This is a genomic window from Anaeromyxobacter sp. K (genome assembly GCF_000020805.1).
GTDB classification, from domain to species: Bacteria; Myxococcota; Myxococcia; order Myxococcales; family Anaeromyxobacteraceae; genus Anaeromyxobacter; species Anaeromyxobacter dehalogenans.
The window spans coordinates 1513208-1538351 of sequence record NC_011145.1 but is presented as its reverse complement, the minus strand read 5'-3'; the positions used below and the strand labels follow the sequence as shown (position 1 = coordinate 1538351).

At 76.9% G+C, this 25144-nt stretch carries 22 protein-coding genes; 10 read left to right on the top strand and 12 right to left on the bottom strand.

Features of this window, described 5'->3' with window-relative positions:
• The first annotated feature begins 342 nt into the window (after window positions 1-342).
• The 3 genes from ANAEK_RS06765 (at window position 343) to ANAEK_RS06755 (ending at window position 3653) form a co-directional block, all read left to right on the top strand.
• Window positions 343-1092, top strand: a complete 750-nt coding sequence (locus ANAEK_RS06765) for a DUF3108 domain-containing protein (protein WP_012525403.1) — start codon at window positions 343-345, stop codon at window positions 1090-1092.
• Window positions 1093-1177: 85 nt separating this feature from the next.
• A complete protein-coding gene (locus ANAEK_RS06760) occupies window positions 1178-2836 on the top strand; it encodes a DUF4091 domain-containing protein (protein ID WP_012525402.1) in 1659 nt (552 codons plus the stop codon).
• A gap of 28 nt (window positions 2837-2864) precedes the next feature.
• Window positions 2865-3653, top strand: a complete 789-nt coding sequence (locus tag ANAEK_RS06755; protein ID WP_012525401.1) for a DUF3108 domain-containing protein — start codon at window positions 2865-2867, stop codon at window positions 3651-3653.
• 2 nt (window positions 3654-3655) lie between these two features.
• Here the strand turns inward: ANAEK_RS06755 and ANAEK_RS06750 are convergent, their stop codons facing one another.
• From ANAEK_RS06750 to ANAEK_RS06735, 4 genes are all read right to left on the bottom strand, one after another.
• Window positions 3656-4027: a hypothetical protein gene (locus ANAEK_RS06750; RefSeq protein ID WP_012525400.1), complete on the bottom strand. Its 372-nt coding sequence runs from the start codon at window positions 4025-4027 to the stop codon at window positions 3656-3658.
• Window positions 4024-4791, bottom strand: coding sequence for a hypothetical protein (locus ANAEK_RS06745; RefSeq protein ID WP_232288389.1), 768 nt, complete (start codon window positions 4789-4791; stop codon window positions 4024-4026). Before ANAEK_RS06745 ends, ANAEK_RS06750 begins: the two co-directional genes overlap by 4 nt.
• 119 nt (window positions 4792-4910) lie before the next feature.
• Window positions 4911-5429: a DUF507 family protein gene (locus tag ANAEK_RS06740; RefSeq protein WP_011421561.1), complete on the bottom strand. Its 519-nt coding sequence runs from the start codon at window positions 5427-5429 to the stop codon at window positions 4911-4913.
• Window positions 5430-5780: 351 nt separating this feature from the next.
• Complete coding sequence (locus tag ANAEK_RS06735) at window positions 5781-6710, bottom strand: class I fructose-bisphosphate aldolase (RefSeq protein WP_012525398.1); 930 nt, start codon at window positions 6708-6710, stop codon at window positions 5781-5783.
• A 189-nt stretch (window positions 6711-6899) separates the two neighbouring features.
• Between ANAEK_RS06735 and ANAEK_RS06730 the strand changes: the two genes are divergently transcribed.
• Complete coding sequence (locus ANAEK_RS06730) at window positions 6900-7199, top strand: DUF2795 domain-containing protein (protein WP_012525397.1); 300 nt, start codon at window positions 6900-6902, stop codon at window positions 7197-7199.
• Between the two features lie 599 nt (window positions 7200-7798).
• Window positions 7799-8947 carry an HNH endonuclease signature motif containing protein gene (locus ANAEK_RS06725; RefSeq protein ID WP_012525396.1) on the top strand — a complete coding sequence of 383 codons (1149 nt, stop codon included), beginning with the start codon at window positions 7799-7801 and terminating at the stop codon, window positions 8945-8947.
• A gap of 172 nt (window positions 8948-9119) precedes the next feature.
• Here ANAEK_RS06725 and ANAEK_RS06720 read toward each other — a convergent pair whose 3' ends face one another.
• The 3 genes from ANAEK_RS06720 to queD all read right to left on the bottom strand — a co-directional run bounded on the left by ANAEK_RS06720 (window position 9120) and on the right by queD (window position 16227).
• A complete protein-coding gene (locus ANAEK_RS06720) occupies window positions 9120-12707 on the bottom strand; it encodes an exodeoxyribonuclease V subunit beta (protein WP_012525395.1) in 3588 nt (1195 codons plus the stop codon).
• On the bottom strand, window positions 12704-14983 hold the full coding sequence (locus tag ANAEK_RS06715; protein ID WP_232288388.1) for a PD-(D/E)XK nuclease family protein: 2280 nt from the start codon (window positions 14981-14983) through the stop codon (window positions 12704-12706). The genes ANAEK_RS06720 and ANAEK_RS06715 overlap by 4 nt, the downstream gene beginning before the upstream one ends.
• 851 nt (window positions 14984-15834) lie before the next feature.
• Window positions 15835-16227, bottom strand: a complete 393-nt coding sequence (gene queD / locus ANAEK_RS06710) for a 6-carboxytetrahydropterin synthase QueD (RefSeq protein WP_012525394.1) — start codon at window positions 16225-16227, stop codon at window positions 15835-15837.
• A 99-nt stretch (window positions 16228-16326) separates the two neighbouring features.
• Here queD and ANAEK_RS06705 point away from each other — a divergent pair, with 99 nt between their 5' ends.
• Window positions 16327-17025, top strand: a complete 699-nt coding sequence (locus ANAEK_RS06705) for a class I SAM-dependent methyltransferase (protein ID WP_041454040.1) — start codon at window positions 16327-16329, stop codon at window positions 17023-17025.
• A gap of 18 nt (window positions 17026-17043) precedes the next feature.
• On the opposite strand, the gene ANAEK_RS06700 is transcribed toward ANAEK_RS06705, so the two are convergent.
• Window positions 17044-17655: a thiamine phosphate synthase gene (locus ANAEK_RS06700; RefSeq protein ID WP_012525392.1), complete on the bottom strand. Its 612-nt coding sequence runs from the start codon at window positions 17653-17655 to the stop codon at window positions 17044-17046.
• Window positions 17656-17700: 45 nt separating this feature from the next.
• On the opposite strand from ANAEK_RS06700, the gene ANAEK_RS06695 reads away from it, so the two are divergent.
• Window positions 17701-18507 carry a hypothetical protein gene (locus ANAEK_RS06695; protein WP_012525391.1) on the top strand — a complete coding sequence of 269 codons (807 nt, stop codon included), beginning with the start codon at window positions 17701-17703 and terminating at the stop codon, window positions 18505-18507.
• A gap of 124 nt (window positions 18508-18631) precedes the next feature.
• Here the strand turns inward: ANAEK_RS06695 and ANAEK_RS06690 are convergent, their stop codons facing one another.
• Window positions 18632-19405, bottom strand: coding sequence for a thiazole synthase (locus ANAEK_RS06690; protein WP_012525390.1), 774 nt, complete (start codon window positions 19403-19405; stop codon window positions 18632-18634).
• A 3-nt stretch (window positions 19406-19408) separates the two neighbouring features.
• Window positions 19409-19609 (bottom strand): sulfur carrier protein ThiS, encoded by a 201-nt coding sequence (gene thiS, locus ANAEK_RS06685; RefSeq protein WP_012525389.1) that lies wholly within the window; start codon window positions 19607-19609, stop codon window positions 19409-19411.
• Window positions 19610-19783: 174 nt separating this feature from the next.
• Between thiS and dps the strand changes: the two genes are divergently transcribed.
• The gene (dps, locus tag ANAEK_RS06680) at window positions 19784-20320 is read left to right on the top strand and encodes a DNA starvation/stationary phase protection protein Dps (RefSeq protein ID WP_012525388.1); all 537 of its coding nucleotides are present in this window, start codon (window positions 19784-19786) and stop codon (window positions 20318-20320) included.
• A gap of 53 nt (window positions 20321-20373) precedes the next feature.
• On the top strand, window positions 20374-21105 hold the full coding sequence (locus ANAEK_RS06675; RefSeq protein WP_232288387.1) for a TVP38/TMEM64 family protein: 732 nt from the start codon (window positions 20374-20376) through the stop codon (window positions 21103-21105).
• An 11-nt stretch (window positions 21106-21116) separates the two neighbouring features.
• On the opposite strand, the gene ANAEK_RS06670 is transcribed toward ANAEK_RS06675, so the two are convergent.
• Together ANAEK_RS06670 and ANAEK_RS23125 are read right to left on the bottom strand one after the other, a co-directional pair.
• The gene (locus ANAEK_RS06670; RefSeq protein WP_012525386.1) at window positions 21117-21728 is read right to left on the bottom strand and encodes a phosphorylase; all 612 of its coding nucleotides are present in this window, start codon (window positions 21726-21728) and stop codon (window positions 21117-21119) included.
• 37 nt (window positions 21729-21765) lie between these two features.
• Entirely contained in the window at window positions 21766-21921 is a 156-nt protein-coding gene (locus ANAEK_RS23125; RefSeq protein ID WP_012525385.1) for a hypothetical protein, read from the bottom strand.
• A gap of 205 nt (window positions 21922-22126) precedes the next feature.
• Between ANAEK_RS23125 and ANAEK_RS06665 the strand changes: the two genes are divergently transcribed.
• Window positions 22127-24982: a pitrilysin family protein gene (locus tag ANAEK_RS06665; protein WP_012525384.1), complete on the top strand. Its 2856-nt coding sequence runs from the start codon at window positions 22127-22129 to the stop codon at window positions 24980-24982.
• Window positions 24983-25144 lie beyond the last annotated feature (162 nt).

Genomic DNA, 25144 nt, shown 5'->3' with positions numbered 1-25144 from the left:
CTCCCTCCGCCGCGCCGGGCGCGGCTGGGCGCGAGCCTAGACCAGTTCGGGGTGAGGCGCGAGCGAGCGAGCGACCGGTCGCGTCCCTCGCGCGCGGGGGTGGGAATGCGGGGCCCCCTCCCGTCCATTCTGGTCGGAGGGACCACCCCCGGAGGCCGCAGGGGCGTGTCGGACGCGCGACACGGCTGTCGCGCTCCCGCATCAGTGATTGCGCGGCGGCCTTCGAATCCCGAAGAATGTCCGGCTGTCGTGGTGATGGCACCGGCCTTGCTCTACCTCGGGGCGACCGCGCACCGCTTCGCGCGCGGCGTGGCTCGAAGAAGCGACTGGAGATCCGCCGCAATGACCAAGACCTGGACGCTCGCCCTCGCCGCACTGCTCGCCGCGGTCCCCGCCTCGCGCGCCGACGCCTTCGCGCCGGGCGAGGAGACGGTGTTCAGCGTCCGGTACCTCAACCTCCCCACGGGCGAGGGCCGCATCGTGGTCGGCCAGCCAGAGGGCGACGTCTGGCCGGTGATCTTCCAGGCCAAGACCGAGGGCGTGGCCGGCTTCATCGACATCCGCGAGCACCTGGTCTCGTACTGGGACTCGACCGCGCGGATGAGCCGCGGCTCCGACCTGAAGGCCTACGAGGTCGGCGACTACCACGTGGACTCGGCGCGCTTCGACCGGGCGAACGGGCAGGCGACCGTGGTCGTGCAGCGGAAGGGGAAGCGCAAGGAGAAGACGTTCCCCATCCCGGTCGACGCGCACGACCTGACCGGCGCGTTCATGTGGATCCGGCTGCAGCCGCTCACGGTCGGGCACCGCTACGAGCTGCCCGTGGTCTCCGGCTCGAAGCAGTTCACCCTCGTGGCCGAGGTGATCGGCCAGGAGCGGGTCGAGACGCCGGCCGGGACGTTCCCGACCCTCAAGGTGAAGGTCCGCACCGCGCTCGAGGGGAAGTTCTCGACCAGCCGCGACTCGTACATGTGGCTGTCGGACGACCCGCGCCACATCCTGGTCCGCGCCTCCGCCGACTTCGCGGTGGGCAGCATCGTCGCGACGCTGAAGAGCTACCGGCCCGGCGGCGAGGTGGCGACGGTCCGCTGAGCGCCGCCCTCCCTCCGGGCGGCGCGCGCGGGGCGAGCCCTCGCGCTCGCTTGTGCCCGGGGGCCCGGGCGCCCACCTTCGCGGCGTGGCTGCTCCCGCGATCCTGCTCGCCCTGCTCGCGCTCGCCCGACCCGGCCCGGTCCCGCGGGCCGCGCCGGAGACGCTCGAGTGGGCGGTGGCGAGCGGCCTCGACAAGCTCCGGCCCACCGACCCGCTCCCGCCGGGCCGCGCGGTGGACCTGGTGGCGGCGCGGGGCGAGTGCGAGTCGGCGCAGGTCGCGGTGCGGCCCCGCGGCGTCCCCGTGGCGCTCGCGGCCGAGGCCGCGCCGCTCTCCCCGGACGAGCGCCGGCGCGGGCGCCGGATCCCGGTCGCGCTCTACCGCGTGGCGACGGTGCGCCTGGCGCGGCCGAGCGGGCCCGACGGCGCCGCCGGCGAGTGGCCGGACCCGCTCGTCCCGGCGCGCGATCCCTGGTTCCGCGAGGCGCGGCGCGCGTTCCCGGTGGAGGTCCCGGCCGGCCGGCTCCAGGCGATCTGGGTGGAGGTCTGCGTGCCGGCGGACGCCGCGCCCGGCGGCTACGCGGGCGTGGTGCGGCTCTCGGCCGGCGGGCGGCGCGCCGCCGCGGTCCCGGTCCGGCTGCGGGTGTGGCCGTTCGCGATCCCGCGCACCGGCACGTTCGCCGCGCCGTTCGGCCTCTCCACCCGGCTCGGCACGCGCGCGCTGGGGGTCCCCGACGATCCCGAGGTGGCCCGCGCGCTCGCCGCGGCGGCGCTGCGGCACCGGGTGACGCCGTACACGCTGTCGGCCGATCCGCCCGACGGCACCTGCACGGCGGCGCGCTGCGCGCTCGACTGGACGCGCTACGACGCCGAGGTCGGGCCGGTGCTGGACGGGACGCTCGTGCCGGGCGTGCGCGGCGCGTTCGCCGAGGTGCGCATCGCCGGGCGCGTCTGGGACGGGCCGGAGGCGGACCTCGCCGCCACGCTGCGCGCGTGGCGGACGCACTTCGAGGCGCGCGGATGGGCGGACCGGCTCTGGCTGTACACGCTCGACGAGCCGCGGCCGGACCAGGTCGCCGAGCTGGCGCGCCGCGCCCGCCTCGCCCGCGCCGCGGGGATCCGCGTGTTCGCCACCACGCTGCCGCAGCCCGCGCTGGACGGGCTGGTCGACGCCTACGCGCCGGTGCTGAACGCGCTGCCGGACGGGCGCGCGCCGCCGCGCGTGGCCTTCTCCTACGCGTCCTGCATGTCGCACGGGTGCGCGGAGCTGCCCGGGGAAGGCCCGCTCCGCGCCGAGATGCGCCGCACGTTCACGGGCTGGCCGGGCTACGAGGTGGACCGGCCGGGCGCGGCCGCGCGCGCGGTGGCCTGGCTGGGCTGGCGGCGCGGCCTCTCCGGCGAGCTCTACTACGATATGCTCCAGGCCTGGCGAGGCGACCCTTGGACCGACGTGCGCGCGTTCGCGGGGAATGGCGACGGGACGCTGCTCTACCCGGGGCGGCCGGCCATGCTCGGGGGGACGCGCCCGTTCCCGGTCGAGTCCATCCGGCTCAAGATCGTGCGCGACGCGCTGGAGGACGTGGAGCTGCTGCGGCTCGCGTCCGCCGCGGGCCTCGGCGGCCTCGCCGCGACGACGGCGGAGGCGCTGGTGCCCTCGGCGCGCGGGTGGGAGCGCGACCCGGCCCGCTGGCTCGCGGCGCGCCGGCGGCTGGGGGACGCGCTCGCCCGGCGGCTGGCGGCGCGCTGAGCGCCGGCGCGCGCCCGGGGCGCCGCAGATGACCTCCGCCGCGCTGCTCGCGCTCGCCCTGCTCGCCCCATCCGCCGCTCCGGCCGCCCCGGCCTGCGGCCCGCCGCCGCTCGCCGCCGGCGCCCGCCCCTGGGGTCCCGGCGAGACGCTCACCTTCGAACTCGACCTGCTCGGCATGGTGCGCACCGGCACGCTCCAGCTCTCGGTGGAGCGCCCCATGTCCCGCGGGCGCGTCATCCCGCTGCGCGCTCGCGCGCGCACCGACGCCTCCCTCGCCGCGCTCAAGAACGTCACCGCGGTGGGGTTCTCCTGGATCGACGCGGACACGCTCCTGCCCGAGCGGTACCGCGACGAGGCGCTGGAGAACGGCGTCCGCAAGGTGAGCGACACCCGGCTCGCGCCGCCGGCCGGCGAGGTGGTGGTCGCGTACCGCTACGGCGACCGCGAGGGGAAGACGTCGTACCCGCGCCAGGGCCCGGTGCTGGACGCGCTCTCGGCGGTCTACCTGCTGCGCGCCGCGCGCCTCGCGCCCGGGGAGGCGTTCTGCTTCGAGCTGGTGGCGAACCGGCGCTTCTGGCGGCTGGAGGGGACGGTCGCGCGGAAGATCGAGCCAGTGGACACGCCCGCCGGCCGGTTCCAGACGCTGCGCGTGGACGCGGTGGCGCGCCGCGCCGACGACCCGGCGGCGCGGGCGCGCCCGCTGCACCTCTGGTTCTCGAACGACGGGCGCCGCCTGCTGGTGGCGGCGGTGAGCGAGATCGACCTGGGGCCGGTGCGCGCGATGCTGGCGAGCGTCCACGGCGCGCGCGCGCCGTAGCGTCACATCCGCGCGGCGACCTGCGCCAGGCGGCGGCGCACGCTCCCGAGCACGCCGGAGAGGTAGTCGAGCCGCTCGGCGGGCGCCCCGCCCAGCGCGAGCGAGAGCAGGCGCTGCTGGCTCGGCTCGCCGTCGGAGAGCGCGGCCTCGACGTTGGCCACGTACGCGGCCACCGCGGAGAGCGCCGCGCGCGCCTCGCGCAGGTCGTCCTCCAGGAAGTCGAGCACCACGTGCTCGCGCGCGGTGGAGCCGGACAGGCGGCGGCGGAGCGCGTCGACCGCCCCCGCCCCCGGCGCGGCCGGCGCCTCCGGCGAGACCTCGACGGCGTCGGGATCGAGCGACTCGACGAGCGCGACGGCGGGCAGGCGGCTCATGGCTGGCCTTTCTGCGCCGCGCGCACGGCGCGGCGGCGGACGGTGTCGATCGCGGCCGCGATGCGCGAGGCGCTCTGCCCCTCGGCGAGCAGGTCGCGCACGTCGCGGAGGGCGCGGCCGAGCGCGTCCGGCCCAGCCTCGCCGCGCGCGTCGCGGAGCGCGCAGGCGAGCGCGGCCTCGGGGCCCGTCGCGGCGGGCGGCGGTGGCGGCAGCGGCGCGCGGACCGGCGCGGCGACGTCGGGGGCGCGGACCGGGAGCGCGGCGGGCATGGCGCGACCCAGCAGCACCTCGTCCCCCGGCGCCCGGCCAGCGGCCTCGCGGGGCAGGTACACGCGCCAGAGCGTGCCGCGGTTGTCGCGGTGGAGCGGGCGCGCGAAGCGCTTCTCCACCAGCGCGTCGAGGACGCGCAGCAGCCGGCGCTCGGACAGGCGCAGCCGCGCCATGAGGTCGCGCTTCGCGGCGCGGCACCAGTTGCGCCCCTCGCCGAACGAGAGCCGCAGCAGGTGCAGGTACGCGGCCTGCTCCTCGGCCTCCAGCGCCAGGGCCGCGGCGTCGAACGCGTCGAGCGGGATGGCGACGAACCCGGACCGCACCCGGGCGGCGCCGAGCAGCTCGCCCTCGAACGGCAGGCGACGCATCTCGCCGGGCTCGAGCGCCTCGGCGGCGATCGCGCCGGCGGCGAGCGGGCGCGTGGCCAGCGCCGCGCTCCCGCGGACCCCACGGTAGAACCGATCCGCCCGCGCCATCTCCGCCGCCCTCCGCACCGAGGGTCCACGGTAATCGGGCGATATCGAAGGTCAACTTTCCGGCGGCGCCGCCGGGTCCGGAGACGGAACGGCCCGCCGAGGGCGGGCCGTGGGTGACGCGAGATGTCGCCGAGGGGCTAGATGAGCCCGCGCGAGCGGCGGAGCAGCTCGACCGTCTTCTGGTACTCGATGTCCCAGGCGGCGGTGCCCTCCTGCAGGTGCTTCAGCCGGGCGCGCGCCTCGCGGTCGATCTCCTCGTCCACGTCGAGGTGCTTCTTGAAGATGTTGAAGACCTTCTTGCGGAGGACGTGATCCTCGGAGAAGACCTCCTCCACGTTGCGGGAGATGAGCAGGAACTCGATCATCTGACCGATGACGTACTCGATCCCCTCGTCGCCCATCTTGAAGCCGCGGACGTCCGCCATCTCGCGCTTCACCTGGTTGAACCGCGAGTGATCGTAGCCGCGGCGCTCCAGCGCCTCGCGCGTGGCGGCGTTCACCCGCTCCTCCGCGGCGAGGTACTCCTTCATGATCGCCGCCATGTCCATCTCGGCGTCGGCGATGCGCAGGGTCTCCACCTCCACGTCGCCGTCCTGCATGAGGGTCTGTACGACCTCGCGGGCGATCGTCGGGATGACCTTCGGGTAAAGCCGCATGGAGTGTGTCCTTGCCTCGACGCCGCGGTCCGCGCCGCGGGCCGGATGCCGGTGCGAAGACCGCGAAACAAAAGGTAAAGCCGTATAAACCCCGCCTGCCTTCATAGGCAAGAGAAAACAGCGGCTTCTGGCATGTTCCATGCCGCGGGACGGGCGCGCATCGGCCCCCGTGGGCCCGGCCCCGCGCGGGCCCGGAGGATTCACGGAGCGTACGGCAGGCGGGCGGCCGGCGCGCGCCCAGGCGTCGCGGCGGCGGCCGCGCCCGGGCGGAACGCCGCGCGGCGCCCCCCCGGAAACGGCGAGGGCGGCGCCCGGCGGCGCCGCCCCCTGGACCCGCGCCGGAGCGCGCGCCTAGCTGGCGTAGATCTTCATCACCTCGGACAGCAGCTTCAGCGCCTCGGCCTTCGGGCGCTGGAACGCGTTGCGGCCCATGATCGAGCCGAACGCGCCGCCCTCCTTCAGGCCGCGGATCTCCTCGAGCACCGCGTCGGTGCCCTTCGCCTCGCCGCCGGAGAAGATGACGATGCGCTTGCCGTTGAACGCGCTCTGCACCACGTGGCGCACGCGCTCGGCCAGGGTCTTCGTCGGGATCTTCTGCTCCTCGTAGACCTTCTTCGCCGCGTCCAGCTCGACCAGGTCCTTGGGCGGCTTCACCTTGATGACGTGGGCGCCCATCTGCGCGGCGATCTGCGCGGCGTACGCGCTGATGTCCACCGCGGTCTCGCCGTCCTTGGAGACGCCGGAGCCGCGCGGGTAGCTCCACACCACCACCGCGAGGCCCATCGACTTCGCCTCCTGGGTGATCTCGCGGAGCTCCTCGAGCTGCGTGTTCCGCGCGTCGGAGGCCGGGTAGATGGTGAAGCCGACCGCGGAGCAGCCCAGCCGGACGGCCTCCTTCACCGACGCCGTCACCGCCGAGCAGGGCGCGCCGCCCATCTTCGAGAGCGAGTCGGAGTTGTTCAGCTTGAGGATGAGCGGGATCTGGCCCGCGAACTTCGCCGCGCCCGCCTCGATGAAGCCGAGCGGCGCCGCGTAGGCGTTGCAGCCCGCGTCGATCGCGAGCTGGAAGTGGTAGTCGGGATCGTAGCCGTCGGGGTTCTTCGCGAACGACCGCGCCGGCCCGTGCTCGAAGCCCTGGTCCACCGGGAGGATCACCATCTTGCCGGTGCCGCCCAGCTTCCCGTGCATGAGCATGCGGTGCAGGTTCGCGAGCGTCCCGGGGTTGTCCGATCCGTACCAGGACAGGATCTGCTTCACGCGCTCGGTCGTGTGCTCGGGCATCTCTCTCTCCAGCGATTTCGGTTGGCGGTGTCGGTGGCTCGGGGGCGGTGCCTGAATGATTTCCGCCCGCAATCTACGGACCCGCGCCCGAACGAGGCAAGGGGAAAAGCCGGCGGCCGCCGGGCCGCGCCTCGCCGTCGCGCCGCGGGCTGCGCAGGTTTCCGTGGTCCACCCGAAAGGAAGGCACCAATGGCCCGTGGAGTGGGAGAGCGTCCGGAGCGGAGCCCCTCGGCGATCCTGTCCGAGGTCGAGTACCCGATCACGCGCGACGAGCTGTCGTCCGCGGCGGCCGAGGCCGGCGCGCCGGCGGACGCCATCAACTTCCTGCGGTCGCTGCCCGACCGGACGTACACGAGCCCATCGGACGTGCTCCGGGAGTTCGGCGAGGGGAGCGCGCGCTTCGGGATGCACCGGACGGACGTGCGGCACCGGGAGGATCTCGGGAAGGAAGCGGTGGAGACGGGGGCGAATCCGACGAGGCATCCGTAGGGACGCCGGAGGCGGAGTGGGTCGGGGGCGGGCGCGGAGGGATCGGCTCGCGAGAGCAGATGGTGCGGCGCGAGGCGCGGAAGGCGGGGCGCGGCGCGGAGGGATCGGCTGCTGCGTGCGGCGGGGGCGGGGGCGAAGGCGGGCGCGAGACGCGGAAGGCGGGAACGCCTTGGGCACTGAGGGTGCGGGGGCGGTCGGCGGCGGTTGCGCGTTCCGGAACCGGGGCGGCGGGATCGGCTCGCGAGAGGCCTGATGGTGCGGCGCGGGGCGCGGAATGAGGGCGCGCGGCGCGGAAGGCGGGCGCGGAAGGCGGCGCGGGCGCAAGGCGCGGGGCGCTGGGCGAGCGAGATGGATGCGGGCGGCCGCGGGGAGCGACGCAGCACCCGTTTGTCTCACGGTGAACGCTTGACGGGTTCGCGGGACGGGCGGGGGTTGCGCGAGCGGACTCGCGCTGGAACACGGCTCTTGCGCGCTCCCTGGACGCCACTGAGGCGCTGGGGGAACAGCAGAGGGGTCGCGGAGGCCTGCTCCCGTTCTCGCGGCCTGGCTCGTCCTCGTGCGTTTTACGGACGGCGAAATTCGCGTGCGATGCTTCCTTCATGGACCTCGCTCTCGAGCTCACGAACCGTCTCGTCGCCCTCCTCCGCTCCGAGCGCCACGCCATGGCGGAGTTCCTGGTCGCGCTGGCGGAGTTCGACCGGCGCGGGCTGTACAGGGCCCGGGGGCACACCTCGCTGTTCTCCTTCCTCCGCCGTGAGCTGGGGCTCTCGGCGGGGGCAGCGCAGTACCGGAAGACGGCGGCGGAGCTCATCCAGCGGTACCCGGCGGTGGAGCGCGGATTGCGCGAGGGCAAGCTCTGCCTCTCGTCGGTCTGCGAGCTGTCGAAGGTGGTGACCACCGAGAACTGCGCCGAGATCCTGCCGCGGTTCTTCGGGCTCTCGAGCCGGGACGCGGCGGCGGTGGCTGCCTCGATCCGGCCGGTCGAGAACCCGCTTCGTCGCGAGGTCGTCGTGCCGATCCGGGCGGTCGCCGCGCCGCCGATGGCGTCGAGCGCTGCGGCGCCGGTTCTATTTCGGGCGCCCGAACCGCCTCCGCCCGGCCGGGTCGAGCCCGCGGGTCGTGGCGATGCCGCTCGGGGTGAGCCTGTCGATCCGCGGGCTCCCGAGGCCTGCTTCGTCGCGCCCGCTTCGCCCGCTTCGCCTGCCGCGAAGCCCAGCTCGGTGGACTGGCTCGCCGGGGATTCGGCCCGCATGCACCTCACGGTCTCCAAGGCGTTCCTCGAGAAGCTCGACGCGGCACGGGACGCGCTGTCCCACGCCATGCCGGGCGCCACCCGCGAGAACGTCCTCGAGGCGGCGCTGGACGAGTTGCTCGCGGAGCGCGCGCGACGGAAGGGGCTCACGGCGAAGCCTCGGAAGTCCATCCGGCCCTCGATGCCGGACCACATCCCGGCTCACGTTCGCCGCGAGGTCTGGGAACGCGATTGCGGGCGCTGCACCTTCGTCCTCCCGTCCGGCGAGCCTTGCGGTTCCACGCACCGGCTGGAGCTGGACCACGTCGTGCCGGTGGCGCGTGGCGGGGCATCCACGGTGGACAACCTCAGGATCCGTTGCCGGGGGCACAACCTGGAGGAGGCGCGGCGGGCGCTGGGCGATGCGCTCGTGGACGCGTACGCCCCGCGACGTCGTGGCGGGGAACACGGCGGCGCTCGCGTGGAGCGTTCGGGCGCGGGCACGGGCACGGGGTGAACGTTCGCTCAGAGCGCGTGAATCCATCCCCGGACCGAGCCAGGCGGTCGAGACGCGAGCAGCGCGAGGCGCGACGACCGAGCATGCCCGTCGGCATGTGAGGGAGGAGCAACGACGCGATGCGACGCGGATCGGCCGCCGCGGCGACGGGAGGGGATGGGTTCACGTGCTTTCAGTCCCCGTGCCGCCTCGGGAAGCAGCGCGGCACGTACCCGCAGCCCTCGGCGCGGCAGCGGGCCTCTTCGCGGCCGAGCTCGGCGGGGGACGGCTCGGCGCCCTTGCGTGCCTCGGCGGCGAGGCGCGGCGCGTCCTGCTCGAAGCGCTCCAGCTCCCGGGCGCTGGGGGTCACGTCCACGGCGCGGTGGTCGCCGCGCAGGAACTGGAGCCGGGCGCGGACGCGGGCGCCGGGGTGGGCTCGGGCGGCGGCGAGCACGTACGCGAGCAGCTGGAGCCGGTAGCGCTCCGCGGCGCCGGCCCTGGGCGTCGCGTACTTGTAGTCCACCACGGTGAGCCCGCCGCCGCGCCGCTCCTGCACGAGCGCGTCGAGCGCGCCGACGAGGTACACCGCCGGCGCGCCGTCGCCGGGGCCGAGGCGGAGCAGGAACGGGACCTCGCGCAGGAGCCGGCCCTCGCGCGCGGCGAGCGCGAGCTCGCGCCCGCCGGGCGACTCGGCGAACCGCGCCACCTCGAGCAGGATCCGCCGCACGCCGGGGCTGGCGGGGTCGTAGCCGCGCCGCGCGGCGGCGGCGGCGAGCTGGGCCCGGCGCTCGAGCGGTGGCGCGCCGAGATCGGTCTCGGCGAGCATGGCGTGCGCGAGCGTGCCGCGGGCGGTGGCGCGGCCGGGGTCGTCGCCGGGCGGGACGCCGGGGGCGCCGCGCGGCTCGGGGATCCCGAGCACGCGCCCGAGCAGGTGGCGGCGCGGGCAGCGGGCGTACTCCGCGAGCTCGGTGACGGCGGCGCGCGTGGCGGCGGGGGGCGCAGGCGGCGCGAGCGGGGGCGGGGCGAGGGGCTCCGCGGTCGATGCGGCGGCGCGCGCGGGCGCGGGCGGCGCGTCGGCCATGGCGGCGGCGACGTCCTCGGCCACGGGGATCCGGCGGGCGAGGTCGGGCCGCTCGGCCAGCCCGGCCTCCACCATCCCGCGCCAGGTCTCTGCGCCGGAGCCCTCGCCGGAGAGCACCAGCAGGTCGCGCGCGCGGGTGAGCGCCACGTACAGCAGCCGCCGCGACTCGGCGGCGGCGGAGCGCCGGTCGTCGTCGCGCGCGCGGGCGAGCGCCGCGGTCTCGACGAACGCCTCGCGGGCGGGGTCGAACAGCGCCACGCACAGCCTGCCGTCGCGATCGAGCAGCGCGCGGCGCAGGTCGGCGCGGGCGCGCGCGCCCAGGTCGGGCACGAACGCGACCGGCCACTCGAGCCCCTTCGCCTGGTGCACCGACAGGAGCGACACCGCGTCGGCGGCCTCCAGCTCGGCCTCGGGCTCGCGCGGCGGCCGCGCCGCCTGGGCCCGGAGGTGCGCGGCCAGCTCGGCGGGCGTGCCACCGTCCTCGCCGAAGCGCGCGGCGAGCGCGAGCGCCTTCTCGAGGTTCACGGCCCGGCGCTCGCCGTCGGGGCCGGCGAGCAGCGCGGCGTCGAGGTCCAGCGCCTCCACGGCGCGCGCGAGCAGCTCGCCGACCGGCACCCGGTCGCGGAGCGCGTGGAGCGTGCGATGGGCGGCGAGCAGCCGGAGGAGGCGGGCCCACTCGTCCGCGGGGATCGCGCGCGGCGCGACGTCTGCGGGCGGGCTCGCGCCGGGGCCGGCCGCGGCCGCGTCCTCGCCGGCCTGCGCGCCCGCGGCGGCGCGATCGACCTCGGCGGCCAGCTCCGCCGGTGCGAGCCAGGCCAGCCGGCCGAGCCCGGCGCGGGCGAGCAGGACCAGCGACCCGTCGGACACCGCGCATGCCGGCGACCGGAGCAGCGCCGCCCAGGCCACCGCGTCGGACGGGTCGGCGAGGGCCGCCAGCAGCTCGCCGAGATCCCGCACCTCCGGCGCCTGGTAGAAGCCGCCGCCGCGCGCCAGCCGGTACGGGATGCCGGCGGCGCGCAGCGCCCGCTCGTACGGCGCGATCTGCGTGAGCCGCCGGAACAGGATGGCGACGTCGCCGAAGCGCGGGCGGCGCGCGGTGACGCCGTCGCGCTCCCGCACCTCGACGCCGGCGGCGCCGGACACGAGCGCCCGGATGCGCGCCGCGATGGCCTCGGCCTCGCGCTCGCGCCGCTCGGCGGCGTTCCCCTCCGCACCGTCCTCCAGCACCTCGCACGCGGGCCGGAGCGCCTCGGGGCGGGTGGGCACCAGCCGGTCGTGCTCGCCGAACGCGAGCTCGTCGTCGCGCGGCGGCGCGCCGGGCGGGGGACGGAAGGCGCGGGCGGAGACCTCGTTCACGAGGTCGAGCACCGCCGGCGCGGAGCGGTGGTTCTCGGAGAGGTGCAGCACCCGCCCCTGCCCCGCGCCGAGGCGGCGGATGAGGCGCGCGAACACGGCCACGTCGGCGCCGCGGAACCGGTAGATCGACTGCTTGAGGTCGCCCACCGCCACCAGCACCGGCCCCGCCGCCCCGCCGTCCGGCCCGGCCACGAGTTCGAACACCTCCTGCTGCACCGGGTTCACGTCCTGGTACTCGTCCACCAGCAGCGCGCGCAGCCGCCCGCGCAGCTCGGTGCGCACCCCGGGGTCCGCGCGCAGCAGGTCGCGCGCGCGGAGCAGGAGGTCGTCGAAGTCCACCGCCCGCGCCGAGGCCTTGCGCGCGGCGTAGCGCGCCTCCGCGTCCTCCACCAGCCGCGCCAGCTCGGCCTGCTGCGGCGCGGCCAGCACGCCCGCCGCGAGCGGCTCCAGCGCCTCCCACGCGGCCGCGAGCGCCTCCCGCGCCTCGCGCAGCGCCGGGCCGTCCGCCTTGAGGACGCGCCTGCCGCGCAGCGCCTCGGCGAGGCCGCCGAGCCGCGCCAGCCCGTCCGCGGAGAGCGCGCCGTCGAGGTCGCCGGGCCGGAGCGCCTCGCGCGCGCGCGCCACCGCCTCGACCAGCGCCCGCGCCCCGGCGGTCGAGGCCTCGGCGCGGGCGCCGAGCAGCGCACGCGCGGCGTCATCGAGCCGCGCGCGCGCGGCGAGCGCGGCCGGCTCGTCGGCGGGGGCGAGCGCGACCGGCCCGCCGTCGCCGCGGGTGGCGCGCTCGCGCAGGAGCCCGCCCACCAGCGCCGGGAGGCCGCCGCGCGCCGCGCCGAGCCCGGCGGCGAGCGCCCGCGCCGCGGGGCGGCCGGCGTCCAGCGCCGCCACCACCGCGGCCTGCGCCGACGCGCCGATCCACGCCGACGCGCGGTCCTCGTCGAGCACCGCCGCCTCCGGGTCGAGCCCGGCCTCGGGGGCGTGCTCGCGCAGCAGGCGGCCGCAGAAGCCGTGGATGGTGCCCACCGCCATCGCGTCGAGGCCGTGCAGCCGCTCCAGCCAGGCGCGCGCCTCCGGCGACTCCGGCGCCTCGCGCGCCGCGCGCGCGCGCGCCGTCACCGCGGCGCGGAGCCGCTCCTCCAGCTCCTCGGCCGCCTTCTCGGTGAAGGTGATGGCGGCGAGCGCGCGCGGCTCGCAGGGCGAGCCCAGCGCGGAGCCCTCCAGGAGCCGCACGCACAGCTCCACCAGCGCGGTGGTCTTGCCCGAGCCGGCGCCGGCCGAGACCGCCGTCGGCGCCTCCAGGCGGAACAGCGCCTGCGCGGCCGGGCCGAACGTGACCTTGCCGCTCACGGCGACGCGCCCTTCCCCGCGGCCCCGCCGCCCCGCTCCGCCAGCGCGGCGGTGCCCTGGAACCGGCAGACGGCGCCGAACGGGCAGCCATCGCAGCCGCGCGAGGCGATGGGGAACGCGCCGGCCCGGATCTGCCGGACCCGCTCCACCACCGCCGCCGCGAACGGGCGCGGTGCCTCCGGCCCGCCCGGCGGCGGCGCGGGCTCGGCCGCGAGCAGCGGGTCGTCCGCGTCGAGCGCGACCGGGTCCAGGCGCTCGGCGCGGCGCAGCAGCGCGTAGGTGGCCTCGAGCCGCGGCCGCCCCGGGAACGCGCGCGCCGCCGCCATCAGGTAGGCGGGGATCTGGAACGCGGCATCGCCGAACGCCTCCGGGTCGAGCCCGTCCGCGTACGCGTCGCCGTTCCGCGCGTTCTTGTAGTCCACGACCAGCAGGCGCCCCGGGCCGGCGTCGATCCGGTCCACCCGCCCCTCCAGCCGGACCCGCTCGCCGTCCCAGGCCAGCTCCAGCGCCGGCAGCGGGCCCCCGCGGCCGAAGCGCAGCTCCACCGCCGCGGGCGCGAGGCCGCCGTGGTCGCGCGCCTCGGCGCGCACCACGCGATCGAGCCGCGCCAGCACCGCCTCGCGCCGCGCCGCCCAGGCGGCGGGATCGCCGGTCCGCCCCTCGCGCTCGAACCGCGCGAACGCCTCGGCCGCCGCGGCCCGCATCTCCGCCAGGTCGGCCTCGCCGCCGTCCGGCGGCCAGGCGCGCCGCTCCATCCGCCCGCGCACGAAGCGCTCCAGCACCGCGTGCAGCAGGCTGCCCTCGTCGCGCGGGTCGATGTCGAGGTCGGCGGCGGCGCGGTCCGGGAGCCGCAGCACCTGGGCCAGGAAGCCGCGGAACGGGCAGCGCGCGAAGCCCTCGAGCCGCGTGGGCGCCCACTCCTCCGGGAGCGCGGCTCCGAGCGCGGCGAGCGCGGGCGCCTCCACCTGCCCCGCGAACGGCGCCGGCCGCCGCGCCAGCACCGCGTCGCGCCGGGCCGACTCGATGGCGCCGCGCCGGAGCGCGTCCGCCGCGCGCGGCGCGAGCACGGTGCCGCCCAGCGCCGCCGCGCCGGCGTCCCCGGCGCGCGCCGCGGCCCGCAGCGCCGCGCGGACCGTGCGCGCGCGAGAGAGCGGCGGCTCCGGCGCGGCCGCCGGGCCGGCGACCTCCGCGCCGGCGGCGACCAGCGCCTCGGCAGCGAGCGGCGCGAGCGGGCCGCCGTCGCCGCCCGGGCCGGGGGCCGCCCAGGTGATCGCGACCGCCTCGCGGCCGGCCGCGAGCGCCGCGAAGGCGCGGTAGGTCGCCTCGGCGCGCCGCGCGCCGGTGGGCGGGAGCGCGGCGCGGCGCAGCCGGCGGTTCAGCGCCAGCCGCTCGGGATCGCGCAGGAGCGGCTCGGGCGGCGGCGCGGCGGGGAAGGCGCCGTGGCGGGCGCCGGTGACCACGACCGCCCGGGCCGACAGGCCGGGCGCCTCGTCCAGACCGGACAGCTCGACGGCGCCGGCCGCCGCCTCCGGGCCGGGCGGCAGCGCGGCCTGCTCGACGGCCAGCCCGAGGCGCTCCAGGAACGCCGCCGGCGCCAGCGCCGCGCCGGCCTCGCCGAGCAGCGCGGACGCGCGCACCACCGCCTCCGCCGCCTCCTCCAGACCGGCGAGCGCGGCCAGATCGCGCGCCACCTCGGCGCGCGGGCCGCGCGCGGCGCGCCGCCGGACGCCGGACGCGTCGAGGAACGCCGACAGCCGCGCGGCGTGGGCGCGGGCCGTGCCGGGCGACGCGAGCGGGTGGAGCGCGGCCTCCAGCGCCTCGACCGCCCCGGCGGCGCGCGCCACCGCGGCGCGCTCGCGGCCGGCGGCGCCCCCGAGCGCCGCCAGCCGACGCCGCAGCGCCGCCGCCGGCGATCCCCGGCCGTCGAGCGCGCCGGCGCGGTCCAGGACCGGTCCGACCGCGCCGCCGCCGGGCGCCGCGAGCCAGCCGCTCGCGAGCAACCGCTCGGCGGCCGCGCGACCCAGGCCCCCGGCCGCCGCGAGCGCCTCGCGGACCCAGCGCGCCAGCGGCACCTCGGCGAGCGCCGGGCCGCGGCCGGAGGCGAAGGGGATGCCGCGCGCGGCGAGCGCGCGCGCGAGCGCGGGACCGGCCCGGCGCGGCGCCGGCGAGACCACCGCCACGTCCTCCGGCGCGAGCCCGCTCGCGAGGAGCCGCTCCACCGCCTCCGCGACGGCCTCGGCCTCCCCCGCCTCGCCCGCGCCCGGGAGCGCCAGCACCTGGCCCTCCGGTCCACCGGCGCGCCCGGCCCCCGGCCCCGCCGGCGAACGCGGCCAGCAGCGCCGAGGGCCGCACGGCGCGATCGGCGCCGTCCACGTGCGGGAGGACCACCTCCACGTCGCGGCGGGAGGCCACCTCGTGCAGCGCCTCGAGCCGCCGGAGCAGCGGCTCCGCGGGCGCGCACAGGTCGGACCGCTCCGGGAAGTACGGGAGGTGGACCCGGCTCCGCCGGGCGCGCGCCATGAGCGCGGCGACGAGGTCCCACTCCGCCGGGGCGAGCGCGACGTGGCCGTCGAGCAGGAGCAGGTCGAGGCCGGCGGTCTCGGGCGAGGCGGCCCCGCGGGCGGCGGCCCCCGCGGCGGTGCGCGCCGCCCCGGCGCGATCGAGGGCCCCGAGGCCGTCGAGCCGCGCCTCGTAGGCGGCCAGCGCGTCCGCGAGCGCGCGGAGCCGGGCCGCGGCCGCGGCGGGCAGGTCGCCCTCGGCGGCGGCGGCGCGCGCGTCGGCCGCGGTCACCTCGGCGCGCCGGAGCTCCGCGATGGCCGCCGCGAGCGCGCCGGCGAGGCCGCTCGAGGCCTGCATCCCGGCGAACGGACCGCCCGCGTCGGCCCCCGCGCCGGCCGCGAGCAGCCGCTCGGCGAGCGGCGGCAGCACCGCGCGGCGGTCGCCCGCGGCGGCGAGCAGGCCCGGCACGAGCCGCTCCAGCGTGGAGACCGAGGGTCCGAACAGGAGCCCGCCCTGCGCGTCGCACAGCCGGCGTGCGGCACGGGCCGCCGCGAGCGGCGTGGGGACCAGGCAGAGGACGGGCACGTCCGACCCTACCGCGCGTGGCTGACGCCCGAAGGCGCCGCCGTCACTCCTCGCGGTAGACCGCCAGCGAGCCCTCGTTCTCCCAGACGTCCACGCGCGACACCGTCACGCGCCCGCCCTCCAGGTCGGCGAGGCGCCGGGACATCTCCTGGTAGAAGAACCGGGCGAGGAGCTCGGCGGTGGTGTTCTCCTGGTCGAACGGAGCCACCTCGTTGACGTTCTGGTGATCGAAGCGGGACCCGACCTCGGCGACCAGCCGCTGCAGGTCGGCGAAGTCGATCACCATCCCGATCCGGTTCAGCGTCGAGGCGCGCGCGTGAACCCGGACGCGCCAGTTGTGGCCGTGCAGCCGCTCGCACTTGCCGCCGTGGAAGCGGATCTGGTGCGCGGCGCTGAAGACGAAGTCCTTGGAGATCTCGTAGACGGGACTGCCCATGCGCGCGGCAATATACCCGGGCACCGGCCCGCGTGCACCCCGGTTCGGGCCGGAGGCGGCCGGGTGAACCGCCCGGCCGGGAAAGGGCTCCCAGCGACCATGAGCGGACACGGACACCACGGCGACGGCGGCGGACACGGGCACGGAGCGCACGGCGCGGGCGGGCAGCACCGGCACGGGCCTGGCCACGGCGATCACGCGCCGGGCCGGGACCGGCACGGGAACCCGGAGGACCTCGCCGCCTACCTCGCCAAGCTCGAGGGCGCGGACCGCGCCGCCTGGCAGAAGCCGGACGCGGTGGTGGAGGCGCTGCGGCTGCCGGAGGGCGGCGTGGCGTGCGACGCGGGCGCCGGCCCCGGCTACTTCTCGCTGCGCATGGCGCGCGCGGTGGGGCCGCGCGGGCGCGTGTACGCCATCGACGTCGAGCCGCGGATGATCGCGCTGCTGCGCGAGCGGGCCCGCGACGCCGGCGTCGACAACGTGCACCCGCTCCTCTCCACCGACGGCGCGCCGGCCCTGCCGCCGGAGCCGTGCGACGCGATCCTCGTCGTGAACACGTTCCACCACTTCCACGACGGCGCCGCCGACCTGCGCCGGCTCGCCTCGCGGCTCAAGCCCGGGGGACGGCTGGTGAACGTGGACTTCCAGCCGGGCGACCTCCCGGTCGGCCCGCCGCCGGACCACAAGGTGTCGCGCGAGGACTTCCTCGCCGCGGCGCACGAGGCCGGGCTGGAGCTGGCGCAGGAGCACGCGTTCCTGCCGTACCAGTACTTCCTGTCGCTGCGGCGCGCCGGCTGAGGCCGCCGCGCGCCCGGATCAGCGGCCGAGGAGCGCGCGCACCGCGCCCGCGGGATCGTCGCCGGTGAGCCAGGCGCGGATGGTCGCGACCCCGCGCGCGCCCGCGGCGCGCACCTCGGCGACGCGCGAGGGGTCCACCCCGCCGAGCGCGACCAGCGGGAGCCCGAGCCGCGCCGCCGCGCGCAGCGCGCCGACGCCCACCGGCGCGCCGTAGGGGCGCTTCGAGGGCGTGTCGTAGACGGGCCCGAACGTGGCGAAGCTCGCCCCGCCCGCGCGGGCGCGGACCACGTCGGCCTCCGAGTGGCACGAGACGCCCAGCAGGGCCGCCGGGCCGAGCAGCCGCCGCGCGTCCACCGGCGAGACGCCCGCCGACGGGAGGTGGACGCCGTCGGCCCCCGCGGCGAGCGCCACGTCCAGCCGATCGTTCACGAGCAGCCGCTGGCCCGCGTCGCGGCAGACCGCGGCGAGCGCGCGCGCGAGCCGGAGCAAATCCAGACCGCAAAGGTCCTTCTCTCGCAGGTGGATCGCGGCGATCCCGGGGGGCAGCCCGCGCAGGGCGGCGGCGGCGCGCGCCGGCAGCGAGGAAGCGAGCCGACGGTCCGTGATCAGGTGGACAACGGGGACCTCCATCCGTAATCTCCGCCTCCGGCAGCATCCTGCGCGAGGAGAGCATCCGTGTCGAGCGATCTCCAGAGCTTCCTCGCCTTCCTGGAAGCGCAGAAGGCGAAGCAGGCCCCCCGTTTCCCGTCGGTGAAGTTCGACAAGGTGCTGTCCTTCATGGGCACCACCAGCCTCGGCGGCACCTACAACGCGGTGTCGGTCAACCGCGTGCTCGGGATCGAGCCCGGTCCGACCGGCCGCGAGCTGCGCCTCCGCCTCGCCGGACCGCTGGCGCGCACGCCGGCCCGCGGCGAGTGCATCACCGTCCACCTGACGCGCGTCGAGCAGTACCAGGGCTTCCAGGTGAAGACCCGCGCGCTGTCGGTGAACTCGGTGGCGACCGACCTCCTGGAGGAGGACCGCGACGGCCTGGTGGTGAAGGGCGCGTCCATCTTCACCGTCCACCACAGCCCGTACACGCTCAAGTTCTTCGAGAACGTGCCGTTCGAGGAGCTGGTGCAGATCGTGGGGAGCGTCCGCTACGCGCTGGTCGGCGTCGGCGAGACCGCGAACATCTCGCCGCGCTTCATCTTCCACCACGAGGTCCGCGACGGCCGCCTCACCCTGTTCCACGGCGACGGGCTCGCGCTGAAGACGTACATGAACCTCAAGTCGAACCGGCTCGAGACGCGGACCGTGATCGACCTCGACACCTACCGCGGCTACGCGCTGCGCGGCACGGTGGAGGAGTTCGCGCCGCACCAGCACCCCGAGGCGTACGACAAGATCTGCCGCGGGTACACTGCCGGTGGATGGGGCAAGCCCTCGCGCGTCTTCCGCTCCGTCATCGACGACGTCGCGACGCTCGAGCCCGCCGGATAGCCCGACCGCCTCGATCCAGGCAGTCGCGCTCCGGCTCGCCCCCGCCCAGGCCGAGCGGGCCCATCCCGGGCGCCGCGCCGCTCCGGCGCGCGTCGGGACGCCGGGACGAGGGGGCGCCCGGCCGTCAGCTCCCGATGAGCCCGCTCATCGGCGAGGACGCCGCGGCGTGCAGCTTCATCGGGATCCGGCCGGCGAGGAACGCCTTGCGGCCGCCCTCCACGCCGGCGCGCATGGCCTCGGCCATGAGCACCGGATCCTTCGCCTCGGCGATGGCGGTGTTCATGAGCACCGCGACCGCGCCCAGCTCCATCGCGAGCGCCGCGTCGCTGGCCGTGCCCACGCCCGCGTCCACCAGCACCGGCACCTGCACCGTCTCCATGATGATGCGGAGGTTGTACGGGTTGCGGAGGCCGAGGCCCGAGCCGATGGGGGCGCCGAGCGGCATCACCGCGGCGCAGCCCGCGTCCTCGAGCTTCTTCGCGGTGACCGGGTCGTCGTTCGTGTACGGCAGGACGGTGAAGCCCTCCTTCACCAGCACCTTCGCCGCCTGGATCAGCCCCTCCACGTCGGGGAACAGCGTCCGGCGGTCGCCGATCACCTCCAGCTTCACCAGATCGCCCATCTCCAGCTCGCGGCCGAGGCGCGCGGTGCGGATGGCCTCCTCGGCGGTGAAGCAGGCGGCGGTGTTGGGCAGGAGCTTCATGCCCTTCGGGATCCAGGCGAGCAGCGACTCCTCGCCCTTCTTCGACAGGTCGAGCCGGCGGACCGCGACGGTGACGACCTCCGCGCCCGAGGCGGCGAGCGCCCGCTGCATGGTGGGGAAGTCGGGGTACTTGCCCGTGCCCACCAGCAGGCGGCTGGTGAACGCGTGCGCGCCGATGCTCCAGGTGTCCGCCATGGCCTACCCTCCTCCGACGAAGGCGACGATCTCGACCGAGTCGCCCGGCCCGATCCGATGGGCCTCGTAGCGGTCCTTGGTGACGACCGCCTCGTTGACCTCGACCGCCACCCGCGGCGCCTTGACGCCGAGGTGCGCGAGGAGACCGGCGACGGTCAGTCCGTCGGGGATGTCGCGGAGCTCTCCGTTGAGCCTCACCTGCATGGTGCGGGGGATCTAGCAACGGCGGCGCCGCGGCGTCAAACGCCGCGGGCGCGCCGGCGCCGGGCTGCTTTCCAGCCGTGACAGTTTTCGGGTATCAGGGCCATCGAGACGATGTCTTGGAGTTATCAGCGGCGGGGCGGCATCCTCCTTCGCGTCCGAGAGGAGGACCTGAACATGACGACCACGACCCGAACCCCGACCGCCACCCCCCAGCCCCCCCGCACCCGGCGCGACCTGTTCCGCAGCCCCAGCGCGCTCGCCGAGCCCGACCGCCGCCGCGTCGCCGACGCGCTCGTCGCCACCCTCGCCGACGGCATCGACCTGCAGACGCAGGCGAAGGTCGCGCACTGGAACGTGAAGGGGCCCGGCTTCGCCCCGCTCCACGCGCTGTTCGAGGAGCTCGCCACCGCGCTCGCACGCCACTCCGACGACGTCGCCGAGCGGGCCGTGACGCTGGGCGGCCGCGCCGCCGGGACCGCGCGCGAGGTCGCCGCGACGAGCCGCGTGCCCGAGCTGCCCGCGGGCGCCGTCCGCGACCTCGAGCTGGTCGGGCTGCTCGCCGACCGGGTGGAGGCGTACCTGGGCGGCCTCCGCGCCGCGCAGGCGCTCGCCGAGGAGCACGGTGACCCCGAGACGGTGGACCTGCTCACCGGCGTCATCGCCGGCGTGGAGAAGCACGGCTGGTTCCTGCGCGCCACCCTCGGCGAGTGACCCACGCGCGGCGCGGCCGGGCGGATGGGACCGAGGGGCGCTACACTGCGCGCGTGCTCCCCTCCTCCCCTCCGCCGGGCCGGCTGGCCCGGCTCGCCCGGCCCGCCGCCGCCCTGCTGGTCGTCGCGGCCGCGGCCGCGCTCGCCGCGCTCGCCCCGGGCCCTGCCACCCGCGCGCTCGAGGCGCTGCGGCAGAGCGCGCCCGCCGCCGCCGCCGCGCTGGCGGCGGCCTACGTCGCGAGCGGGCCGCTCCTCGTGCCCGCCCCGCTGCTGCACCTCGCCGCCGGCTTCGCGCTCGGGCCGGTGACCGGCTCGCTCCTCGCCATCCCGGCCAGCACCGCCGGCGCCTGCGCCGCGTTCGCCGCCGGCCGCTGGCTGGTGCGGGAGCGCGCCGCCCGGCTGGCCGCGCGCTCCCCCGCGCTCGCGGGCCTCGACGCCGCGCTGGGCGCCTCCGGCTTCCGCGTGGTGCTGCTGCTCCGGCTCGCGCCGTTCGCGCCGTTCACCGTCCTCAACTACCTGCTCGGCGCGACGCCGGTGCCGCTCCGCGCGTTCGCGCTCGCGTCGCTGCTCGGCAGCCTCCCGGGCCTCGTCGTCTCGGTGTACGTCGGGTCGCTCGCCGCGGACGTCACCGCGCTCCGCGCCACGCTGGCGGCCGGCCGCGGCGGCGCCGGCGCGCTGATCCTGCCGGCGCTCGGGACGGGCGCCGTCCTGCTCGCCATCGCCTGGGTCCTCCGGCGGTCGCTCGCGGCGGCCTCGGCCGCCCGCCCCGCGGCCCCCCCGCGCTGAGCTCGCGCCGATCAGCCGGACCGGCCGGCGGCGGAGGTCGGCAGCACGCCGCGCGCCTCCAGCGCCGCGCGGAGCGCCGCGCTCGCGGCGGCGTGCGTGGCCTTCCACTCGGCGTGCGCGTCCGGGCCGACCCGGTTCGCGACCGCCAGCGCCGCGGCCGCCGGCACGCCCGCCGCGTGGCACGCGGCGAAGACGCCGGTCAGCTCGAGGTGCTCCGCCGCGGCCACCGCGGCGAGCGCGCGGGCGCCCGCCTCGGTGCGGGTGATCGCGGGCGGCACCGCCACCCCGTGCGCGGGGAACGGCAGGTCCCAGCCCGCCGGCCAGCGCACCCGCTCGATCGCCGGCCGGTACGCACGCCCCTCCACCTCGTCGAGCGAGGTCGCGACCACCTCGGACGCGGAGAGCAGGTCGCCGGGCGCGAGCCGCGCGTCGTAGGCGCCGCAGGTCCCGACGAACAGCACCCGCGCCGGCGCGTGCAGGGCGACGAGCCGCGCCGTCTCGATCGCCGCGGCGACGGCGCCCACCCCGGTGACGCCCGGGATCCAGCCGGGCGGCGGCGCCGCGTCGAGGCCCGCCAGCTCGGGCGGGAAGGCGGCGAGGAGCAGGCAGGGGCGTTCGGCCATGGCGCATCGTAGTCCACCGCGGGGTGCCGCGTGCGGGCTACGAGCGGGCCGGGACGGGCGCCGGAGCGCGCGCCAGCTCGACCTGAGCGGCGCGGCCGTCCTGGGCGACGGCGGTGCGGGCGGGGACCGCGAGCGTGAAGAGGAAGCCTGCTTCGAGGGCGACGGCGAGAGCGACGATTGCGAGGGCCTTCATGTCCAACCTCCGATGGCCTTTCCTACGGGAGGGAGGCCGGGGCTATTTCGGCGCGACGGCGCGCGCCCCTCCTGGCCACGGGCGTCACGGACCGGGCCGCCGCGCCTCGGAGAAGGGACGGCGTGGCGCCGGGGGAGGCGCCGCTTGCCGGTCGCCCCACCCCGTGCTTTCGTCCCTTCTCGTTCACCCGAGGGAGATCCGCCGCATGCGTCCGACCCCTGCTCCGCTGCTCCTCGCCGCCGCCATGGCTGCCCTGGCCCTGGTCGCGGCCGCGCCCGCCTCCGCCGCGCCGCCGCGCGCCGCCACGGGCGACGTGCTGCCCTTCCCCGCCGCGGAGCGGACGCTCCCGAACGGCCTGAAGGTGATCGTGGTGCCGACCGGCTTCCCGGATCTCGTGTCGGTCCAGATCCCGATCCAGACCGGCTCGCGCAACGAGGTCGAGCCCGGCAAGACCGGGTTCGCGCACTTCTTCGAGCACATGATGTTCCGCGGGACGAAGGCCTACCCGCCGGACGCGTACCAGGCGGTGCTCACGCGCATCGGCGCGCGGCAGAACGCGTACACGAGCGACGACCTCACGAACTACCACACCACCTTCGCCAAGGAGGACCTGGAGAAGGTCCTCGAGATCGAGGCGGACCGCTTCCAGCACCTCGACTACTCGGTGGAGGGCTTCAAGACCGAGTCGCGCGCCATCCTCGGCGAGTACAACAAGAACGCCTCCAACCCGCTGGTGAAGCTGGAGGAGGTGCAGCGCGACGCCGCGTTCCGCGCGCACACGTACAAGCACACGACCATGGGCTTCCTCGCCGACATCGAGGACATGCCCAACCAGTACGACTACTCGCGCACGTTCTACGCGCGCTGGTACCGGCCCGAGCACGCGACGGTGATCGTCGCCGGCGACGTGCGGCCGGAGCAGGTGTTCCCGCTGGTCGAGAAGTACTTCGGCGGCTGGAAGCGCGGCGACCACCAGGCCCGGATCCCCGCCGAGCCCGCGCCGCAGGGGCCGGTCTACGCCCACGTGCCCTGGACCACGCCCACGCTGCCGTGGGTGACGGTGGCGTTCCACGGCCCGGCGTTCTCCGAGACCGGCAAGGACTGGGCGGCGGTGGACCTCCTGTTCGACCTCCACTTCGGCGAGACCTCCGACGTCTACCGGAAGCTGGTGGTGGACGAGCAGAAGGTGGACGCGCTGTTCACCGACACCGGGCCGAACGTGGATCCGGGCCTGGTGACCGTGTTCGCGCGGCTGAAGAAGGCGGAGGACGCGCCCTACGTCCGCGACGTCCTGCTGAAGGCGTTCGCGCAGGCGCGCGCCGCCGCGCCGGATCCGAAGAAGCTCGCCGACCAGAAGTCCTTCGGGCGCGCCGCGTTCGTGCGCCGGCTCGACTCGACCGACGCCGTCGCCGGCATGGTGGCGCGCTTCGCACACTTCCGGCGCTCCTACGCGACCGCGAACCAGCTCTTCCGCACCTACGCGTCGCTGCAGGGCCCCGACCTGCTGGCCGCGGCGCGGCGCTACTTCACCGACGCCGGCCTGGTGGTGACGACGCTCGCGAAGGACCCGCTCCCGGCCGCGGTGAAGGCGCAGCCCGCGCTCGCGTCCCTGGAGCCGCGCCCGCCCGCGCCGGCCGGCGTGCCGGTGACGCTGCTCCCCTCGAAGCTCCCGGTGGTCACGGTGAAGCTCGTGTTCCCGGCCGGCAGCGCGAAGGACCCGAAGGGCAAGGAGGGCCTGGCCGCGCTCGCCGCGGACATGCTCGCCGCCGCGGGGTCGCAGCGCATGCGCCTCGACGAGATCCGCGAGGCGCTGCACCCGCTCGCCGCCAGCCTGGACGCGCAGGTGGACAAGGAGATGGTGACGCTCACCGGCCGCTTCCCCGCCGACGGCTGGCGGCGGTTCGCGGACGTGGCGCTGCCGCAGCTCACCGAGCCCGGCTTCCGCGAGGAGGACTTCCGGCGCATCAAGGACGAGCACCTGAACGCGCTCACCCAGGACCTGCGCGAGTCGAACGACGAGGAGCTGGCCAAGGAGCGCCTGCAGGCGAACGCGTTCGCCGGCACGCCCTACGGCCACCCCGCCATCGGCACCGTGGCGGGCATCCAGGCGGTGACGCTCGAGGACGTGAAGGCGTTCGTCCGGGCCCGCTACGCGCGGCCGGACGTGCTGGTCGGCGTGGGCGGCGACGCGCCGAAGGCGTTCCTCGACCGGCTCCAGGCGGAGCTGGGGCGGCTGCCGGTGGCGCAGGCGGAGCCGGCGCCGGCGGTGACCGGCCGCCGCCCGAAGGGCCTCGAGGTGGAGATCGTCCAGAAGGACACGCGCGCCACCGCCATCTCCTTCGGCCTGCCCATCGCGGTCACCCGCGGCCACCCGGACTTCCCGGCGCTCTGGCTCGCCAAGACCTGGCTGGGCGAGCACCGCGCCTCCACCTCGCACCTGTACCAGCGCATCCGCGAGGCGCGCGGGATGAACTACGGCGACTACGCGTACGTCGAGGCGTTCCCGCGCGGCATGTTCCAGTTCTTCCCGGACCCGAACCTGGCCCGCCGGGCGCAGCTCTTCGAGGTGTGGATCCGGCCGGTGCAGCCGCAAAACGCCCAGATGGCGATCCGGATCGCGCTGCACGAGCTGCGCAAGCTGGTGGACGAGGGGCTCTCGCAGGCCGACTTCGAGGCCACCCGGGCCTACCTCATGAAGAACGTGTACGTGATGACCGCCCGCCAGGAGCAGCAGGTCGGCTACGCGCTCGACTCGCGCTGGTACGGCATCCCGGAGTTCACGCGCTACCTGCGCGACGGGCTCGCGAAGCTCACCCGCGAGGACGTGAACCGCGCCATCCGCACGCACCTCTCCGCCACCGACCTGTCGTTCGTGATCGTCACGCAGGACGCGAAGGGGCTCGCGGCGGCGCTCGCCGCGGACGGGGTCTCCACCGTGAAGTACGACGCCGAGAAGCCGGCCGCGCTGCTCGAGGAGGACCGGCTCATCGGCGCGTCGAAGCTCGGCATCCGGCCGGACGCGATCCGCATCACGCCGGCCGCCGACGTCTTCGCGCGCTGACCGGGGTGAGGGCCCGCGGCGCGCCGCCCGGTGCGGCCGCCGCGGGCGCAGCGACCGCCGCCTCGCCGCGTCCCGCCGCGCGCGTGGGGTCGGCGCGCACACGCCAGCCCCGACGCGGGCGCACGAGCGGCTGCCGCCGGGATCCGGATGCTGGTACAGTGG

Excerpts from the sequence above, each read along its gene's own strand:
- ANAEK_RS06765 (WP_012525403.1), top strand. The coding sequence starts at position 343 with ATGACCAAGACCTGGACGCTCGCCCTCGCCGCACTGCTCGCCGCGGTC.
- ANAEK_RS06755 (WP_012525401.1), top strand. The coding sequence starts at position 2,865 with ATGACCTCCGCCGCGCTGCTCGCGCTCGCCCTGCTCGCCCCATCCGCC.
- ANAEK_RS06750 (WP_012525400.1), bottom strand. The coding sequence starts at position 4,027 with ATGAGCCGCCTGCCCGCCGTCGCGCTCGTCGAGTCGCTCGATCCCGAC.
- ANAEK_RS06740 (WP_011421561.1), bottom strand. The coding sequence starts at position 5,429 with ATGCGGCTTTACCCGAAGGTCATCCCGACGATCGCCCGCGAGGTCGTA.
- ANAEK_RS06735 (WP_012525398.1), bottom strand. The coding sequence starts at position 6,710 with ATGCCCGAGCACACGACCGAGCGCGTGAAGCAGATCCTGTCCTGGTAC.
- ANAEK_RS06730 (WP_012525397.1), top strand. The coding sequence starts at position 6,900 with ATGGCCCGTGGAGTGGGAGAGCGTCCGGAGCGGAGCCCCTCGGCGATC.
- ANAEK_RS06725 (WP_012525396.1), top strand. The coding sequence starts at position 7,799 with ATGGACCTCGCTCTCGAGCTCACGAACCGTCTCGTCGCCCTCCTCCGC.
- queD (WP_012525394.1), bottom strand. The coding sequence starts at position 16,227 with ATGGGCAGTCCCGTCTACGAGATCTCCAAGGACTTCGTCTTCAGCGCC.
- ANAEK_RS06705 (WP_041454040.1), top strand. The coding sequence starts at position 16,327 with ATGAGCGGACACGGACACCACGGCGACGGCGGCGGACACGGGCACGGA.
- ANAEK_RS06700 (WP_012525392.1), bottom strand. The coding sequence starts at position 17,655 with ATGGAGGTCCCCGTTGTCCACCTGATCACGGACCGTCGGCTCGCTTCC.
- ANAEK_RS06690 (WP_012525390.1), bottom strand. The coding sequence starts at position 19,405 with ATGGCGGACACCTGGAGCATCGGCGCGCACGCGTTCACCAGCCGCCTG.
- thiS (WP_012525389.1), bottom strand. The coding sequence starts at position 19,609 with ATGCAGGTGAGGCTCAACGGAGAGCTCCGCGACATCCCCGACGGACTG.
- dps (WP_012525388.1), top strand. The coding sequence starts at position 19,784 with ATGACGACCACGACCCGAACCCCGACCGCCACCCCCCAGCCCCCCCGC.
- ANAEK_RS06670 (WP_012525386.1), bottom strand. The coding sequence starts at position 21,728 with ATGGCCGAACGCCCCTGCCTGCTCCTCGCCGCCTTCCCGCCCGAGCTG.
- ANAEK_RS23125 (WP_012525385.1), bottom strand. The coding sequence starts at position 21,921 with ATGAAGGCCCTCGCAATCGTCGCTCTCGCCGTCGCCCTCGAAGCAGGC.
- ANAEK_RS06665 (WP_012525384.1), top strand. The coding sequence starts at position 22,127 with ATGCGTCCGACCCCTGCTCCGCTGCTCCTCGCCGCCGCCATGGCTGCC.